Source organism: Nitrosopumilus sp. b1 (genome assembly GCF_014078545.1).
Classification (GTDB): domain Archaea; phylum Thermoproteota; class Nitrososphaeria; order Nitrososphaerales; family Nitrosopumilaceae; genus PXYB01.
Window position 1 is genome coordinate 137,794 of sequence record NZ_MU078712.1, and the last position, 16,548, is coordinate 154,341.

At 38.3% G+C, this 16,548-nt stretch carries 19 protein-coding genes and 1 tRNA gene; 5 read left to right on the forward strand and 15 right to left on the reverse strand.

Going from position 1 to position 16,548, the window contains the following annotated elements; genetic code table 11:
* Positions 1–15 precede the first annotated feature (15 nt).
* Positions 16–666 (reverse strand): hypothetical protein, encoded by a 651-nt coding sequence (locus tag C6988_RS01885; RefSeq protein ID WP_182133001.1) that lies wholly within the window; start codon positions 664–666, stop codon positions 16–18.
* Between the two features lie 32 nt (positions 667–698).
* Complete coding sequence (locus C6988_RS01890; RefSeq protein ID WP_182133003.1) at positions 699–1,241, reverse strand: hypothetical protein; 543 nt, start codon at positions 1,239–1,241, stop codon at positions 699–701.
* 159 nt (positions 1,242–1,400) lie between these two features.
* Here C6988_RS01890 and C6988_RS01895 point away from each other — a divergent pair, with 159 nt between their 5' ends.
* Both C6988_RS01895 and C6988_RS01900 read left to right on the forward strand, forming a co-directional pair.
* A complete protein-coding gene (locus C6988_RS01895) occupies positions 1,401–1,817 on the forward strand; it encodes a response regulator (protein WP_182133005.1) in 417 nt (138 codons plus the stop codon).
* A 1-nt stretch (position 1,818) separates the two neighbouring features.
* Positions 1,819–2,622 (forward strand): TrmB family transcriptional regulator, encoded by an 804-nt coding sequence (locus C6988_RS01900; RefSeq protein WP_182133007.1) that lies wholly within the window; start codon positions 1,819–1,821, stop codon positions 2,620–2,622.
* Here C6988_RS01900 and C6988_RS01905 read toward each other — a convergent pair whose 3' ends face one another.
* The 6 genes from C6988_RS01905 to C6988_RS01930 all read right to left on the reverse strand — a co-directional run bounded on the left by C6988_RS01905 (position 2,623) and on the right by C6988_RS01930 (position 6,190).
* Positions 2,623–3,768 carry an NAD(P)-dependent malic enzyme gene (locus C6988_RS01905; protein ID WP_182133009.1) on the reverse strand — a complete coding sequence of 382 codons (1,146 nt, stop codon included), beginning with the start codon at positions 3,766–3,768 and terminating at the stop codon, positions 2,623–2,625. It abuts the gene before it with no gap.
* Between the two features lie 312 nt (positions 3,769–4,080).
* A tRNA-Met gene (locus C6988_RS01910) sits at positions 4,081–4,175 on the reverse strand.
* A gap of 70 nt (positions 4,176–4,245) precedes the next feature.
* Positions 4,246–4,623 carry a nuclear transport factor 2 family protein gene (locus C6988_RS01915; RefSeq protein WP_255464139.1) on the reverse strand — a complete coding sequence of 126 codons (378 nt, stop codon included), beginning with the start codon at positions 4,621–4,623 and terminating at the stop codon, positions 4,246–4,248.
* A 40-nt stretch (positions 4,624–4,663) separates the two neighbouring features.
* A complete protein-coding gene (locus C6988_RS01920; protein WP_182133013.1) occupies positions 4,664–4,873 on the reverse strand; it encodes a hypothetical protein in 210 nt (69 codons plus the stop codon).
* 135 nt (positions 4,874–5,008) lie between these two features.
* A complete protein-coding gene (locus tag C6988_RS01925; RefSeq protein ID WP_255464140.1) occupies positions 5,009–5,725 on the reverse strand; it encodes an archaellin/type IV pilin N-terminal domain-containing protein in 717 nt (238 codons plus the stop codon).
* Between the two features lie 144 nt (positions 5,726–5,869).
* On the reverse strand, positions 5,870–6,190 hold the full coding sequence (locus C6988_RS01930; protein WP_182133304.1) for a hypothetical protein: 321 nt from the start codon (positions 6,188–6,190) through the stop codon (positions 5,870–5,872).
* A gap of 200 nt (positions 6,191–6,390) precedes the next feature.
* On the opposite strand from C6988_RS01930, the gene C6988_RS01935 reads away from it, so the two are divergent.
* Positions 6,391–6,993: a plastocyanin gene (locus tag C6988_RS01935; protein ID WP_182133015.1), complete on the forward strand. Its 603-nt coding sequence runs from the start codon at positions 6,391–6,393 to the stop codon at positions 6,991–6,993.
* Positions 6,994–7,269: 276 nt separating this feature from the next.
* On the opposite strand, the gene C6988_RS01940 is transcribed toward C6988_RS01935, so the two are convergent.
* The 6 genes from C6988_RS01940 to C6988_RS01965 all read right to left on the reverse strand — a co-directional run bounded on the left by C6988_RS01940 (position 7,270) and on the right by C6988_RS01965 (position 14,929).
* Positions 7,270–8,070, reverse strand: coding sequence for a PEFG-CTERM sorting domain-containing protein (locus C6988_RS01940; protein ID WP_182133017.1), 801 nt, complete (start codon positions 8,068–8,070; stop codon positions 7,270–7,272).
* 62 nt (positions 8,071–8,132) lie between these two features.
* Positions 8,133–8,321, reverse strand: coding sequence for a C2H2-type zinc finger protein (locus tag C6988_RS01945; RefSeq protein ID WP_182133019.1), 189 nt, complete (start codon positions 8,319–8,321; stop codon positions 8,133–8,135).
* Between the two features lie 44 nt (positions 8,322–8,365).
* Positions 8,366–9,934, reverse strand: a complete 1,569-nt coding sequence (locus C6988_RS01950) for a DNA topoisomerase I (protein ID WP_182133021.1) — start codon at positions 9,932–9,934, stop codon at positions 8,366–8,368.
* A 70-nt stretch (positions 9,935–10,004) separates the two neighbouring features.
* The gene (locus C6988_RS01955; protein ID WP_182133023.1) at positions 10,005–10,835 is read right to left on the reverse strand and encodes an SDR family oxidoreductase; all 831 of its coding nucleotides are present in this window, start codon (positions 10,833–10,835) and stop codon (positions 10,005–10,007) included.
* A 12-nt stretch (positions 10,836–10,847) separates the two neighbouring features.
* Positions 10,848–12,161: a PQQ-dependent sugar dehydrogenase gene (locus C6988_RS01960; RefSeq protein ID WP_182133025.1), complete on the reverse strand. Its 1,314-nt coding sequence runs from the start codon at positions 12,159–12,161 to the stop codon at positions 10,848–10,850.
* A gap of 254 nt (positions 12,162–12,415) precedes the next feature.
* Complete coding sequence (locus tag C6988_RS01965; RefSeq protein ID WP_182133029.1) at positions 12,416–14,929, reverse strand: DEAD/DEAH box helicase; 2,514 nt, start codon at positions 14,927–14,929, stop codon at positions 12,416–12,418.
* A 198-nt stretch (positions 14,930–15,127) separates the two neighbouring features.
* On the opposite strand from C6988_RS01965, the gene C6988_RS01970 reads away from it, so the two are divergent.
* A complete protein-coding gene (locus C6988_RS01970; protein WP_182133031.1) occupies positions 15,128–15,322 on the forward strand; it encodes a hypothetical protein in 195 nt (64 codons plus the stop codon).
* A 36-nt stretch (positions 15,323–15,358) separates the two neighbouring features.
* Positions 15,359–16,168, forward strand: a complete 810-nt coding sequence (locus tag C6988_RS01975; RefSeq protein ID WP_182133033.1) for a DNA-methyltransferase — start codon at positions 15,359–15,361, stop codon at positions 16,166–16,168.
* A 2-nt stretch (positions 16,169–16,170) separates the two neighbouring features.
* On the opposite strand, the gene C6988_RS01980 is transcribed toward C6988_RS01975, so the two are convergent.
* Positions 16,171–16,524, reverse strand: coding sequence for a Sec-independent protein translocase subunit TatA/TatB (locus C6988_RS01980; protein ID WP_182133035.1), 354 nt, complete (start codon positions 16,522–16,524; stop codon positions 16,171–16,173).
* Positions 16,525–16,548 lie beyond the last annotated feature (24 nt).

Sequence of the window (16,548 nt, forward strand, 5' to 3'; positions counted from 1 at the left end):
GGATTGATTAATTATTTATTTTAGTCCAAAAATTGGATGCGCAGCTTTTAGCTTTACTACAGGCAGATATGGATACCCATGCTGAAACTTGTTTGTAAATTCCGCCTTTCCTCCCTTATGGCCTGAATACTTTAGGTATGGAGCAGGAGGCTCATTATCTTGCTCTACATAATTAAAACAGAAAAACGTATCCTCAAGATCAAACTTTGTAATGTATCCGATGTACCATTTTTTCTTTTTAGGAAATGCAAGCAGTGTGAACTCATAATCTTCTGGCCACTCTGGGTCGTATGTCAGCCTAGCAAGGTCGCCTAGCTCATGCACCTTGATTGGCTTGAACTTGTCCTTTATTGTCTTTGTCAGCTTTATCGGAAATGGTAACGAATCAAGCTCTACAATTGGGGCATAATTTCCTGCCCTTGTAATTTCATCTACAATAGAAAATGTCTCCTTTCCACCCAGAGGATCATAGGAGATGTATCTGCCGTCTTTTTCTGATACTGTGAAGAGATGTAAGATTGACTTTGATAGAATCTTTCTTGTTGAAAAGATGTTCTTTTTTTTGTAAGAAAACTGGTAAACCCTCAGTGGGTGCTCCCTTAGTGCGCACACATATCTTGCAAAATCTGCAAAACTAGCAGTCTCCACAAAATACTGAAAAACCAATAATTTGTTGACTTGCTAATGCTTGATTAATGTTATGTGGGTTTTTCTGTATCGACTTCAAACGATAAGGATTTTTCTGTATAATCAAAGTCAACTTTCTTTAAACCAAAACAGTCAAAGATGTGTTTGTACAAACCTGATAGATATATCGACCATTTTGGGCCCATCTCGTGCTGAATGATAAAACTGTGTAATGTTCCATCAATTTGATGGCTGTAAGGATATCCTGAAATTTTTATCCAAGTTTCAATTACATTTAATGATGATTCGATCGTGTATTTTTTTCTTAACAGTAAGACAATATCTTTAGTAGTAGCTCCTGCGATTTCTTCTGAGATGGAAAGGATTTCCTTTCCTGAAAATTTTTCTAGGAGTCTCATGATCAACTGTTTTCTTAATGACACAAAACCCGCTTGGGAAGCTGATGAATGCCAGTCAACATATGAGCTGATGATTTGATTTGCGAGAGTATTAAGTGAAATCTGTTTGTTACTGGCTTCTTCGTGTAGGAGTTTTAGTTTCTCAGGATCTAGTCTGAATGTGACACTTGTTTTTGGCAATTGAGGAGAGCTCATATGTTATTACTTTCATTTTGTTAAATAAATACTTGCAGTGCACTAATTTGTATTCTATTTTAGACACTGTATCTAAATTTCATATTCTATGAGATTTTTTTGCAAAAAATAGATCAGATTTTAATACTTTTTATAATTTATGCAAAATGTAAGAAAATATTGACAGAAAATCCACCCACTAAAAAATTAAATCAAAAGATACGAGTAGTGCTAGTTGATGATGACTCAGACATCACTACAGTCCTAAAAGAATTATTGGAATTAAATAACATTAGCGTAGTTGGAATTGGTTCAAATGGTATGGATGCCATAGAACTATACCAGTATCATAGACCTGACGTGATAATTACTGATCTGATTATGCCGCAATTTGACGGCTTTTTTGCAGTAAGGGAGATTAAAAATTTTGAAGCGAATTCCAAAATTATTGTGTACTCTGGTTCTGAATCAGTAAATGTATCTCTTTTGAAAAGGCAGGGTGTTTCCGCTATAATACAAAAACCATATCAGATCGATAGACTACTAAATGCAATTAATGAAACACTTGGAATTAATGTAGTGAGGTTACATCGGTAAAGTGAATGAACAGCAAGATCTTTTTTATGATCTTGAGTACTTTGGATTATCTGCTGATGAATCCACATTGTACTTGGCAATGTTGAGATATGGGCCAATTCCTGTCGGATTATTAGCAAAAAAGACTGAGTTAGATAGAGGAAAAGTCTACAGAATGTTAGACCATCTACAAGGTTTAGGTGTAGTAAAGTTTACTTTTTCAAATCCTGTAAAATGTATTGCCGCCAAACCTGATGAATGCCTCAATAACATAGTTCAAAAAAAAGAGTGTGAAGTAGAAACTATGAAAAAACTCATTCCCCGAGTTAATTCTTCTTTAAAGTCTGTTTCTTTTGATAATTCTTCTACTCAAGAGCATGAGCTAAACATTGTGCAAGGTAGAAACATAGTATATGCTCATATTGCAAAATTAATTTCTAATGCAAGAAATACTGTCTACATTGTTTCCTCAAAAGAAGATTTGATAAGAATGTATTACACACAAATTCCTGAAATAGTAAAAAAAGCCAAGAAGCAAAATATCAAAGTTAGAATTTTGACCGAAAAATCTGATCCAAAAGAGGAATCGATACTTCAAAAATTCGAAGCTGAGGAAATACGATATGGAATTCTTCCCTCAAAGAGTAGGATGATTGTAGAAGAAAGGAGAAAATTAATCATGTCTGGGCTAATAGATGAAACCTCCGGCCATAATGACTCTAAGGATTCCATACTGGATACAAATTCTCCAGAAATGGTCAGCAACATTAGCAGACTCTGTATTCTTTTATGGAATCGTGCGCGAAGAATAATGCCTAATCAGTAATTATTTGATAGATTTCTTCAGCGATTTTCTTACTCTACTTTGTAGTCTCTTATCACTAATGTCTGGAATAATCCTATCTGGGGATAACTCCTTTCTGGATAAGGTCTCTGCAATTGCTATTGATGAGTTGTACAGGACATCTAATGTGATGTTCCTTATTCTAAGATCCAGTATGGCCCGCATAAAATATGGAAAAACAAGTGCATTGTTGACTTGATTTTTGTAATTGTACGAGCCAGTAGCTACAATCTTTGCCCCAGATTGTTTGGCTAGTTGTGGCGTAATCTCTGGGTCTGGGTTAGTCAACGCCAAGATTATTGGATTCTTTTTCATACCTTGTATCATCTCTTTTTTTAGCAAATTCTTTATTCCTGAAACTCCAACAAAAACATCCGCATCTATCAAACATTCATGCAATGATCCTCTCTCTTTTGGTCTAGTGATGCCTGCAATCTCTTTTTTGAATTTGTTAGTGTTTTTTCTTTTCTGATAAATTACTCCCTTAGAGTCTACTACAACTAACTTTTTACATCCTGCATGAGCAAATAACTTTGTAATCCAATATCCTGCAGAACCTGAACCTACTATTACAGTTTTTATTTCTGAGATGTTCTTCTCGACTAATTTTAGTGAATTAATTACTGCAGCCAAGGCAACCATTGCAGTTCCTTGACCATCGTCATGAAATACCGGTATGTTTAATCTACTGTCTAATTCCTGTGCAATTTCTAAAACTTTTGGAGACTCGATATCTTCAATGTTAATTGCACCAAAGACCGGCTCTATTGCAATTACTGTATCTATGATTTCCTTTTTGTTTGTAGTTGAAAGACAGATTGGATATGCGCTAACGTTTCCATACTTGCGGTACAACATTGCCTTGCCCTCCATTACAGGTAACGCACCATCTGGTCCGATATTTCCTAAACCAAGAACCCTTGTTCCGTCTGTAACTATTGCAACATTGTTTGACTTGGATGTTAGTGTGTACTTTAGCTTTGGATTCTTGCTAATCTCTTTGCAAACTTTGGCAACCCCGGGCGTGTAAATTAGCTTGATGTCTTTTTGAGTAATCTTGTCTAGCTTGCTTTGGACAAAAATTTTTCCTCCTAGTTTTTTATGAAAAGCTATGGGATCCTTTGCCAAGTATATCCTCATGGTTTTTCGTCTAAATAAGAGGTAGCTATAGCACCTAGTTCATTTTTTATTGAGTGCTTGAGTTGTAAAAAGCTAATTCCTTGCCTTATATTTGGGTCATTGATTGTAGCCCTATGTTCAAAAACATCTTTTCAAAACTGAAAAAAAGCAACAAAGAAACAACTGAAAAAAAGGCAGAAAACTCTAAACAATAAGTAAAAAACTGTACAGTTTTAGTTCTAAGATCCTAACGAAAACCAATACCGATTTTTGGACATACGTTCCGGTATGAGGATTATTTTTCCACGTGGTAGCTTGTAATGCCGGGGGTGGGTTTCGAACCCACGACCTCCAGATTATGAGTATTGCCTTCTTTGGAGAAGCTGGCACTCTAGGCCAGGCTGAGCTACCCCGGCATGAGATTATGCGTAAAATATTGCAAATTAAATGATTCTAAACCTCAAAAATGACTCAATAGCACTAATTCTAAAGATATTCCTGAATTTTTTTTGTATCGATATGCTGCTCAAACTTTGCAATCTTTTGTTCATGCAATGTATACACGTGGCAAAAAGGTACTCTGCCTTCCTTGCCTGATTTGGATTTTACATGGTAATTTCCGAAAACTACTACTCTATCCTTTCTGTCAAGAAATTCTTTTGGCAATGCGTGAAACTCACCAAAATTGGATAGCATCTTTGGAAAATAATCTTCCATTATTGCTTTGAATCCAACATATCTGCCTCCATTGGGCATGCCCTTCATAGTAATCCACTCTATGTCGTCGTGGAAAAAATCATTCAGTGTGTCCTTCCTTTTGAAGGAATCATAAAATTTCTTTATGATTTCCTTATTTGATGTCATCCTGTTAGGATGATTCCAATACATGGTATAATCCTTCAGATTAAAAATCACACGGATGGATGGACTCTGAATATTCTCGTGATTCATCATCTGTCAAAAACGTCTTGTTAAACTCTGCCAATCTGATCAAGTTTGAAAATGCCTGACATGGGCCATCAGTTGTGAACAAATCTTCGCATTTTGGGCATTGAATTATTGTGTGCTTTCCCCAATCACATTCTACATCTGAAATAATTTCAAAAATCACCATATTCTCACAAGAGCTGCACTGTAAGGTCTTGTTCTGAATTTTTTCAATGCAGTCTAGAAAATGACTTCATCTCCAAATGAATATGAATTCTTTAGTATGTATAGTTTTGATAATATTAAAAAATGGAAAAACGAATTATCCCAAATCAATAATTTTGTTAGATAGTGTTGGAATATCTCGCTCAACTGTTAGTGTTGCACCCGTTGAAAGTACTACTTCTACTCTTATCTTATCTAGTGCTCCTGGTCTTTCTTCAACAGATTCATCACTATCAAATCCAATTGCCAAAGTTGCATGCTCTCCTTGATCTAATATTGCATTTTGTGTTCCTCTAGAAACACTCCAATATGTGAAAGCATATGTCCCAGTGGTTAATCCACCATCAACTGGATTTTGTCCAGCAACCAATTCTGATAGTGCAGTAATTCCGGCATCAAAGCCTCCTTCTATGCTAGTTGCAGTTGCAGTAGTAATTGGTCCAATGTAAATGTCATCATATGATATTGTGTTGCTTAGATATCTTACTTGGATATAGTCCTCATCGAGATTAACTACGTCTCCACCTGATGCGATTCGAAGTGGAATTCCAGTGGCATTTAGGTATGGCGTTGTTCCACATCCTTGTGCTGATTCTGTACAAGCCACTCCTGTGACTTTACCTGCAACCTCCAAGCTACTTGATGCTTCATTCAATCCTGAAATGATTGCAGTCTTTGCCTCTTGAGTAACTGAAAATCCAGAATTTAACACTACAAATGCAAGTGCGGCTGCCACAACTACGAATGCAATCATTACGATAGCTGCTTCGACGCCAATGACTCCTCTGTGTTTACTTCTATTTGCTAGTTTCAATGTGGACCATACGTATGTAGGGACTATATCTTAGTGTCTGTTTGAATAAGTTAAACATGACGTAAGCCACTCATAAAGTATTACTATATGATATATGCTAATTTTTTGAAATGAATAAAAATAATAAAAAATAAAGAAAGACCCTTATCGGGTACTTTTTGCTCTTTTTGCAGCTTGTGTGAAAGCAGATTTTCTCTTTCGTGCTGATTTCTCAGCTTGTCTTGTTGCCTTCTTCAAAGACTTTATTTTGTTTAGTGCCTTTTGAAGTTCGTTCTTTCTCTTTCTGGCAACACCTTCTGCTTTTCTCTTAGCTTTGCTAGCTCCGCTACCTCTTGATGATCTTCGCTTTCCAGCAGCAGATCTTCTTGAGCTCTTGCGTTTTCCACCTGCAGATCTTCTCTTTCCACCTGCAGCTCTTCGCTTTGTAGCTGTTCGTCTAGCTGTTCTTTTTCTTCTTGCAGCCATGTTAAAACGCAAAGATCAAACGATAAAAGTAGTGCTTGTATAGTTTTTTTTGATAATTGACAACTTTATTTGTTAATTTTTTTTTGATTTTGATCATTTTTTCTTTTATTTCATTGAAAAATAGAATTGCATAGTAAGCTTTAACTGCATAAAACCAACTAAAGTTGCGATCAAAACAAGATGCAACGGTATGGTATCAAATGAACAATTTTGTTCTAATTTTGTCTGTAATGACATTGATGATTAGCTCAATGAGTGCTAGTGCATATGCATTATCAAATAGTGATGTTAAACCACAAATCTCATCAGGTGGTGATATCTACCGTGTCTCTAAAGTTCCAATACCTGTATCATTTGATGTAAAAGCTAGTGACTCAAGTGGCACATTGCATGTTCAGTGCGATAAGACATCAGGCTCTGTATTCAAGGTTGGCAAGACAACTGTTAGATGCATGGCAACAACATCCTCTGGTGATGCGTTGAGAACTTCTTTTGTTGTAACTGTAGGATATGATATTGTGCAAATTCCAAACTGGTTCAAGCATACGACAAAACTTTGGACCTCATCTAGCATCTCTGATCAAGAGTACATCAACACGTTGCAGTTTCTTTTAGAAAAAGACATGATCAAGGTTCCCTTCTCAAAACCTCCAAAAGCACCATCTCCTACCGAAATTCCTATCTGGATTAAATCAAACTCTGCAAAGTGGTCATCTGGTGGAATGACAAACGATGAGTTTTCAATTGGAATCCAATGGATGCTTGAGCGAGGAGTTTTGCATAATCAAAAGGGCAGAGTCTGATTGTTTGGAGTGGAAACAATGGTTACCGTCTGTTTACCGTGGGTGTGCAGAAACTACACACCAAACGTCTAATACTTTTTTTTAGAGCAGTAACCATGAGAATAGATTCATGCAGATGCTGTGGACTAACACTTTCTGTGAAAAAGTTTTGTGAAGTCTGTAGCCAGCCACTTCATTTACAGTGTGATAACTGCTCCACCTTTTCTGATGATCCTATTCATCTTTTATGCCAGCTACCACGAATCAGCGCTGCATGATTTTGATAAATAAAAAAGATTAGAGTTTGGGCATACCAAACTTTGATTTTGCTGAAATCATAATGACTCCTGCTATTGCAATTATCATAATCACTGATGCAATTGCTCCAAATTCTGGAACAACACAGGTGCCGATAATTTCTATCTCTTCAGTTCCGCCTGCAAAGTTGATTGTAACTTGTCGCATGTTGGCGTCTTTGGTTTCTTCAAAGCTATCTTCTTCACCGTCAACTAGTACAAACAGACTATCATCGTCTCCTGTACAACCTCCAAGTCTTGCATCAAGAATTTCTCTTGGCAAGTCAACAACTATCTGTCCGTCACCTGTAGATGCAATACCTAGAACCAGTGACTTTGCTTGCTCATCTGCCATAACATCAAGCAAAGTACCTCCTGTGATTACATGTTCAAGTGTAATCTTTGCAGGCTGTTTTGGTGCAGGTGTCGGGGCCGATACAGCTCCTCCTACTGTGAATGTGAATTCAGATGTCTGTTGCAAGTCTGGGTGACTGGCTACTACCTTGTATGCGCCTGACATGAATGATGGTAAAGTTGGATGTATCAAATAGTTGAAGCTTCCATCTCCGCTTACCATCAAGTTAGGTGAGTAGATTAGCTTTCCAGTTGGGTCATACACTGAGAGGTTCACTCTCTTGTAAGATGTGATTCCTTCAGCGGTTCCAACTATCAGAATGCTGTCACTTGGGTTGATGTTTGTTTTGTATCCTGAAATCTCAATGCCTGGTGCGGCATAAGCATAGTTTACCGTGAAAACGCCTATTGTGAAAATTGCTAGCACAAACAAAACGCTTGTTTTCATATTAGACGAGATGTTCTTGGAGGTTATAAAATTTGGCTATGTTTTGTATCTGTACCAATTACTCACTTGCATTTTTTCTTGTGCTTTTTCAAATTGTCTGAGGAGAGAAACTCTTGACCACATTCTTCGCATATGTTCTTCTTGTCCCCGTGAGCCTTTTCTTGATGTCGCTTTAGTCTTTCAGGATCATGAAGCTCAGTGCCGCACTTTTTGCACTTTGTACCATTACTTTTGCCAAAAAGGCCTACCATACGTTGTTTCTATAACGCCGAGGAAGAAGATTAACCTTTCAAGACTAGTACTGCTGGGAGATGTCTTTCCACTTTACATCGGCATTTTTTACCCAGAGGAACTTTTTCTGCAATGCTGCTGTGTATAGCTTTTCCCACTCTGCGCCCACCTCATCTGTCCATGCCTTAAAGACTCGAGGATCGATATAGTTTCTCAATGATGTGCCAAGGTTGTAATCTTTGGTCTTTTCAGATAGGTCAATTTGCAGCTTTAATTTTTCAATTCTGTCTTTGAGCTTTTCCTTTTGCTTCTCTGTCTTTGGGGTGGATTCCTTTGCCTTCTTCAGGGTTTCCTTTTTCTTTTGCAGTGCAGATTCGTATGTCTTTGGAATAGTTCTTTTATGGTTACACATCTTTGCAGCCTCTAGGTTTGCCATCTTTGCATGATACAACTTTTCATTTGGTGATTTTGTTTTCACTTTATCATGATTCTTGAGATAGTTGTTTACAACAGTTGATGCTAGGTACGTTCTAAACACTTTAGCTGTTAATCCCTTCACTATGCTGGAATAGTACGCATTAACGTGTCTTGAGGTAATTCCATCAAAGATTTCATCTTTGGGTTTTTTGTTTGAAATTAATTTCTCCAAGTTATCGTAAAATTGCTTGTCCTGTCCTTCAGCTGGAACTGTCTCCTGCCATCTCACGCTGTCCTTTCCTAGAAAATCAAACTCTATTGCTTTTCCTGTTAGCTTGATGTGTTCTTTTCTTAGAGTGGTTGCACCAACGGTGTCTGCTTCATCGGGATCCTTTTCGTCTCCTACTCTCATTGCAGTTCTGTAAATGAGATAACATGCAGTTGCAATCCTGCTTAGCTTAGGATCCTTACTCTTCATATCTTTGACAATGCTGTTCTTTATTTTCTCAATCTCCTTTGCAAGCTTTGTTGCTTTGTCGTACTTTGCTTGGTCTCGCTCCTGCTTTAATCCTGCGGTGTCTGCAAGCCAAACGTATTTTCTTTTTTGTGTTAAATCATCCATCCAGCTTGCAAGCCACATGGAATTTTGGTCATGAATTATTTTGCCCCATTTACCTGGCGGCACCTTTGCATCCTTTCCTAGATTTAGTATGACATCTTCTGGAGTGACTCTCTTCTTCCACTTTCCTCTTAACGGGTGCTCCCCTCTTCCGATAAAAATTCCTGGAGGCTCTGCCATGTAGTTTGCAACCTCAACTTCTTGGCCGTCCATTACTGCCTTGCCGTACTTTTCTTTCATCTTTTCACGGAGCTCTTTTCTTTTTGCAGCAAGTGATTTTTTTTCTTCCTTTGTCATCATCTCTTTGAGGTCTTTTTCTTTGTCTACAACTTTGAAAGCTTCTGAAAAGTCAATATCCTCATACTTTATTCCTTTGAACTTTGGATCTAGTGTCTTTGCAAAGTCTGCTGTAAAGTTTTTCTGAAAAACTTTGTCCTGAGCGTATGGTGTGTCTTTCTTTTTTGCCCACTGGTATATCATCTCCTCTTGGAGTAAGTCAAGGCCCACCTTCTCTCCCTTGACCTTTATCTTGATTCCCTGAGACTCGAAATCTGGGGGAAACAGTATTCCGTTATGCTGTAGTGTTTTCCATTTCATGATTTTTTCCCAAAATTGTAGACTTTGATAAATTCAGAATCTTGCGTATATCAATTTAACGTAGGTCTTGTCATGCCCCAAAGAGCTCTTTTTTCAAATAATTTTCAAACTCAATGTCTGTCTTCATCTTCTTTGCTTCAAGAAACATTGATGCATCATTTCCTACAACGTACCTTGGTAGTGGGGGGTTATCTGATATTGCCTTGCTGATGGCCTTTGCAACCTCTATTGGAGGGGTGCCCATCTCTGCCATCATCTTAATTCCTGCAATTACCTTATGTGTTATCTCAGTGTATGGCGAATCTGTTTTTGGTTCTGTAACCTTCATTGAATCAAAAAAGTTTGTCTTGATTACCCCTGGTTCAATGATAATTGTTTTTACACCAAACTGACCAAGCTCATACCTCAAGCATTCACTCAGTCCCTCTAGTGCAAACTTTGAGCTAATGTATGCAGGAGATCCTGGAAATCCAATCTTTCCTGCAACAGAGCTGATGTTGACGATAAATCCGTCACCCTGCTTTCTCATAATTGGTGCGACCTGTTGAATGAGCCTTATTATTCCAAAAAAGTTTGTCTCAAACTGTGCTTTGAATTCCTCAACTGATACATCTTCAAGAGAACCAAACAAACCGTATCCTGCATTATTTACTAAAATGTCGATTCTTCCTTTCTTCTTTAGGATCTCACTTATCGCCGATTCAATCGATTCTTTCTTGTCTACATCAAGCGCTAAAACCTCAACCTTTAGATTTTCTTTTTTAGCAATATCTAGAATTTTTTTACCCTTCTGTACATCTCGCATTGTGGCAAATGTAACGTATCCGTTTCTTGCAAGCTCTAGTGCGGTTTCATGGCCGATACCACTCGAGCTGCCAGTTACAACTGCAACTTTTTCCATGATTCAAGGTATTTACTTTGACATATTTATCATATGGTCATCAGGATGATGATCTGCTGCCCAGCCAATATCAATTAATTTTTGATAGCTGGATGTCTTCACACATGCTGGAACCCATCCGTTTGCTTTGAAGATCAGCTTTAGTCCTTCATTGCACTGAATCATGTGGGGGTCCACCCCTGAATCCATCTGTTTTTTTGGAGTAGCAACTGGTTCGAGTGATGTCTTTTCTACTAGGGGGACAATTCTGAGAATTCTATCATCATTTACCGCGGGTCCTCCCCTTCCGTCTCTGTTGCTTGTCAAAATGTACAGATGTCCGTCAGGACCAACGCTTGCATCTCGTAGCCTTCCAAATTCTCCCGAGAATAATGCTTCACTCGATAAAACTGCATTATTTTCAAGATCAAAATCAATCATTCGAAGATGCACCCCTCGAAGTGTAGCTACAAAAAACTTTTCACTCCACTCTGAAATTTTATCTGATTTATAAAACGCAGCACCTGATGGCGCCCAAGTTTCATCTCCTGTGTGAAGTATTGGGGAGACAAATTTTTCATCTGTCTCATCGCCAACTATCTCTGGCCATCCATAGTTTTTGCCTGACTCTATCACATTTACCTCATCGTGTGCAAATCCCCTCTCCCCTGACGGTCCGTGTTCTGTAGCCACAAGATTTCCTAAAGAATCCCAATCAAGACCTTGGGGATTTCGGTGTCCAAGTGAATAGATGAGTGAATCCTCAAACGGATTGTCTTTGGGAATGCTTCCATCTGAATTAATTCTTAAAATTTTTCCTGCAAGAGAATCCATTTTCTGTGAGCGACTGTAATCTGATGCATCGCCAAGTGTAACGTACAGTTTTCCATCAGGACCGAACTTTATCCTTCCGCCATCATGCCATGGTGCACCTGGAATCTTGTCTAGCAGTACAAACTCGTCGTGTAATGTATTATCTGATTCGGTATAACGAACAACCTTGTTGTACGTGTTTAAGAAATCATTGTATGTGTAGTAAAGATACACATAATGATTCTCACTAAAATTTGGATCTAACGCAATACCAAGTAAACCGCCTTCTGTTCCTGCAACATCTAGTGTTAGTGCCGGTTCTGGATTTAGAACTCCGTCTTGAATCACTCTTACTTTGCCAATTCTTTCGGTAAAGAAGACTCTGTCGTCTGGTGCAAATGCAATTGCCCAAGGAACTTCAAGATTTTCTGCAACAGTTTCCACCTTGACTCCATATTCGGGAAATTCCTGCGCATAAGATGTTGGAATAATTACAATCAGCAGTGCTGCAAATATTATGAAAATTCCTTTCATGATGTAACTCTCTTCAACAACAATATAATCTTGAAGGATTTCTTTTAGGTGTAATATCGGACAATTTTTTTACAATTGAGGCTGAAAATCAGGGGATCGTTTTTATGCAGTTAGGAAAAATTGCATGCTGGGAGCATGGGTGGAATGGAGAAAGAACTATCTCAAAAAGAAAAAGATGAGCTAAACTCTAGAATTATCAAAGCTTGTAAAGAAGATCCCGGCCACACAAAAACTCTATCACAAGATTCTTAATTTTACACAAGCGGTCTGTCGCCTTCAGTTGGATCCTCTAGTACTGTCTTCTCACCATTATTGATTCTCTGCAAAACTTCAAGGGAAGAGTACTTGTGAAGATACTCGTTGTTGTTTCCGCATCTGTACGAGAATGTGCACCTGGGACACCCTGCCTCGTTTTTGCAAGGACACTCTTTTACTATGTACATGCTGCGCTCAAGGGCCTTCTCAAATCTATCATAGAGTGCTTTGCTTGCGCCATTTCCACCAATTGCACCATCGTAAATGAATATCAGACCTGATGCTCCTAGAGAGATTCCACCAAGGTCCTGCGATACACCTCCGGTAATCATGTTGCTTCCTTCTATTACCACATGCTCTGTTGCATGGTATCCGCTTGCCTCAACATACTCTTGGTCTTCAGACTTTGCGATCTCTTTTTCAGGTCTTGGTGCATGAAATACTATTCCTTTAGTTACAAAGTCATACTCTAGCTTCTTCTCGAGAAGAACTTTCTTTCCCTGCGATACTTCTTGGCCTAGCTCGATGTTGACATAACCGTAAACGCTCTTTTGTATATGCAGCTTGCAAAATGCAACTTCCATCCCAAAGACCTTCCTTTGCTCATACACTGTTTCAATTGTAGGCCACTCTTCGGTTAGCGCTTTGGTATAGTATGGATAGTCTCTTGGAATGCGTTCAAGCTTTGCAAAGTTTTTTTCAGGATACTCGAACTCTTTTACTTTGTATCTGATTCCTGCAAGAAAGTAGATTGCATCCTTGTGCAGTTCCTCTAATGCAATCGGCAAAATTCTATCTCCTACTTTTCTTCCATCAAGAAATATGTCAACTGAGCTTCCTATGCCTCTAATGCTAAACTCGCTTAGCAGTTTGTGCACCGTGTCATAGTTTGGAACAATTCTGTTTTCTACCAAGACAAGGTTTCCGTCTCGGAGATGCTTTTCAATGACATCTGAGTGCTCTTTTAGCTCATGCCTCGAGATTGGCTTGTCACAAGCCATAGCCAGCATCTGAAACTCTTCTACAAAAGGATTCTTTGGGTCAATGTACGTCTTTTCTGTGTCATCAAAATAGTCATCAGGATGGTTCTTGTAGTACTGAGATATAGGATCATTTCCCAATGCCAGAAATGCATATCCTCTCTGTCCTTTCCTTGCAGCCCTTCCAATTCTTTGAACCAGTCTGTTTACAGGAATTGTAGATGATATCACTCCGTCAACGTTTCCCACATCAATGCCAAGCTCAAGTGTTGGCGTGCATGATATGGCCTGTAGCGCATCTTCCTTGAATGCCTTTTCAACAGACCTCCGATAGTTTGCCATCAGCCCTGCCCTGTGAACCTTGATGCCAATCTTTTGCTTTCTTGCCTGCATTGCAAGAAGCTCCGAGTTTAGGTGCGAGTTGCTAAACACCATCGTCTTGTGTTTTTTTTGTGTAAGCTTTTTTGTCAAATCAACCATCAGGGCACGCTGTGTTCTCAAGGAGGGAAAAAGCATAACAAAGTCTGTTTCGCTCTTGTTTCCAGAACCGTGAATGAGATTCATCTTTTCTCCAAACAGCTTTTCTGTAAACTCTACTGCATTATCGAGAGTAGCTGATGCTGCAACAAACTGAATTTTTTTTCCAATTCTTTTTAGCCGTTTGATGATGTAGTGAACATTCGAGCCAAATATTCCGGTGTACACATGTGTCTCATCAGCAACAAGAAACCTTATTGATCCAAGAAGAGACGCAAACTTTGTTTGGTGGAACATGTGGTAGTGCAGCACATCAAAGTTTGTTACGATAATCTCTGGTGGTTCATCTAGAATTTTTGCGCGCTCTATCTGTTTTGTGTCTCCGTCAAACACTCCAACTTTGATTCCAACTCTTTGTGCAAGCGAGTTTATTTTTGGAAACTGATCTCTTGCAAGTGACTTTGTCGGATATACAAACAGTGCAAATATTTTCCCAAAGCTCTCCTTCTCAGATAGAATCTTCTGTACAATTGGAATCAAAAATGCTTCAGTCTTTCCTGATGCAGTTGGGGCCTCAATGATTACATTATTCCCATAGATGATCTCCGATATTGCATCTTCTTGAAATTTGTAAAATGAGTCAATTCCTTTTTCAGACAAATATTTTGATATTTCACTGTCCAATCCAAATTCTGATACCTTTTGACCCATTTCTGGCTCTGGTTTTTTCATTACCTTGTAAAATGACACGTAATCCTTCTTTGAGTACAGTACAGATTTTGTAACCTCGTCTAGCTTTGCAGTGCCAATCATCTTTTTGATTTCTGTCTCATCGCGAATTATCCCCTGCTGTTGCAGTCCTTGCTGCATCTGGTCCTTGTTTGGTATCTTTCCCTTGTCAAATCTTGTTAGAAAATTCAGATAAGCCTCATCGAGATTTTTTGTAAATTCTAAAATGTCTTCTAGCTTGCAACCTGGGCAAAAAATTACCATCTTCTTGTTGAATGTCCTTTGTATCTCCAGACTCGTCTTGCAGTTAGGGCAGCTGTACTTCATGGTGTCTCATAATTGACTGTGAATGGATTTATTGTTTGAGAATTCATTTGAGCTGTATCTGGGGGCATACCTCATTGATCGCACTACTGTATACCTGTACCATGCCTCGACTGCAAAATCCCGAGTCAAGGTAAACTCATCAGGTGTTTAAATTGGTAAACATGCCAGAGTTATCTATCATGTACTGATACTAGAAGCATGGCCAGTTACACAAACGAAGTAGCAAAGATTCATCGAAGCTTTCAAGCAGCTATCAAAAAAGCAAAATCAAGACAAGCTGTTCTAAACGCATACTGGAAGCACAAGAGAGAACACGAAAAGCTACTTGCAAAGCATCTCAAAGAAGAGATGGCTCTAGTCAACAAAATCAAAGGCAAGATGGAATACCGATAGCAGAATTTTACAACAACTATTCCATCTTTATTTTTCATGACATTATTAAGCAAGGATTCCATAACAAATCTAAAATTGAAATCACTCACTCCAAACAAAATCTACAATGTAAACTGTATTCAGGGAATGAGTGAGATACCTGACAAGAAAATTGATCTTATAGTAACTGATCCTCCATTTGCAATAAATTTCAAAGCTACAAAGGCAAACTACAACCGAACAGCTTCACGAGTCATGCAGGGCTATAACGAAATAAAACCTGAGGATTACTATGACTTTACTTTTCAATGGATGTCAGAAGCATTTCGAATCCTAAAGGATTCGGGAAGCATGTATGTCTTCTCTGGATGGAACAATCTCAAGGATATTCTAATGGCTTTAGATGACGTTGGTTTTGTAACGATTAATCATCTAATTTGGAAGTATCAATTCGGTGTAGTGACAAAGAAAAAGTTTGTCACGTCACATTACCATTGCCTCTATGTCTGCAAGAATCCAAAGAAGAGAAAGTTTTATCCATTTTCTAGATTCAAAAAAGATTCCAAAAATAAAGAAGGCCGTAGTCTCCACTATAAGGACAAAGAAGATGTCTGGGAAATAAAAAGAGAGTACTGGACTGGTGATGAAAAGACTCCGACGAAACTTCCGTCAGAAATAATTGAAAAGATCATGCAGTATTCTAGCAAGCGGGGTGATCTTGTACTGGATCCATTCCTTGGCTCTGGACAGGTTGCAGTGATTAGCAAAAAGAACGGACGAAAGTTTCTTGGGTTTGAGATTGTAAAGGAATACTATAGCTTTGCAAAAAAGCGATTAGACAAAAACATCTACAGAATTAAAAAATAATTTTATTCTGTCTTTTCTGACTCTGACTTTGGCTCAATTGGTTTTCCAATCCTTGTTGAAATTATCTCTCTTAGCTCATCTGTTGTCTTTCCAGCAAAATTAATTCCCAATGATTTTGCAATCATCTCTAGCTTTTCTCTTTCGTTTTGCACAGGACCTGAGACCTGAACATTTTGTGTGCTAAAGTCCTTCATCTGATTCTGTACTTCATCTCTAGCTTTTCTGTATTCAGCAGAAGCACGTCCTAATTTTTTTGCTGCTTCTGGCAGCTTGTTAGTTCCAAGAATTAACACAAGTGCCACAAAAATAATGATTATCCATTCACTGCCTGCAACATTTAGGGAAAAATCAATCACGCATAAAATTACTCAAATCTTAAA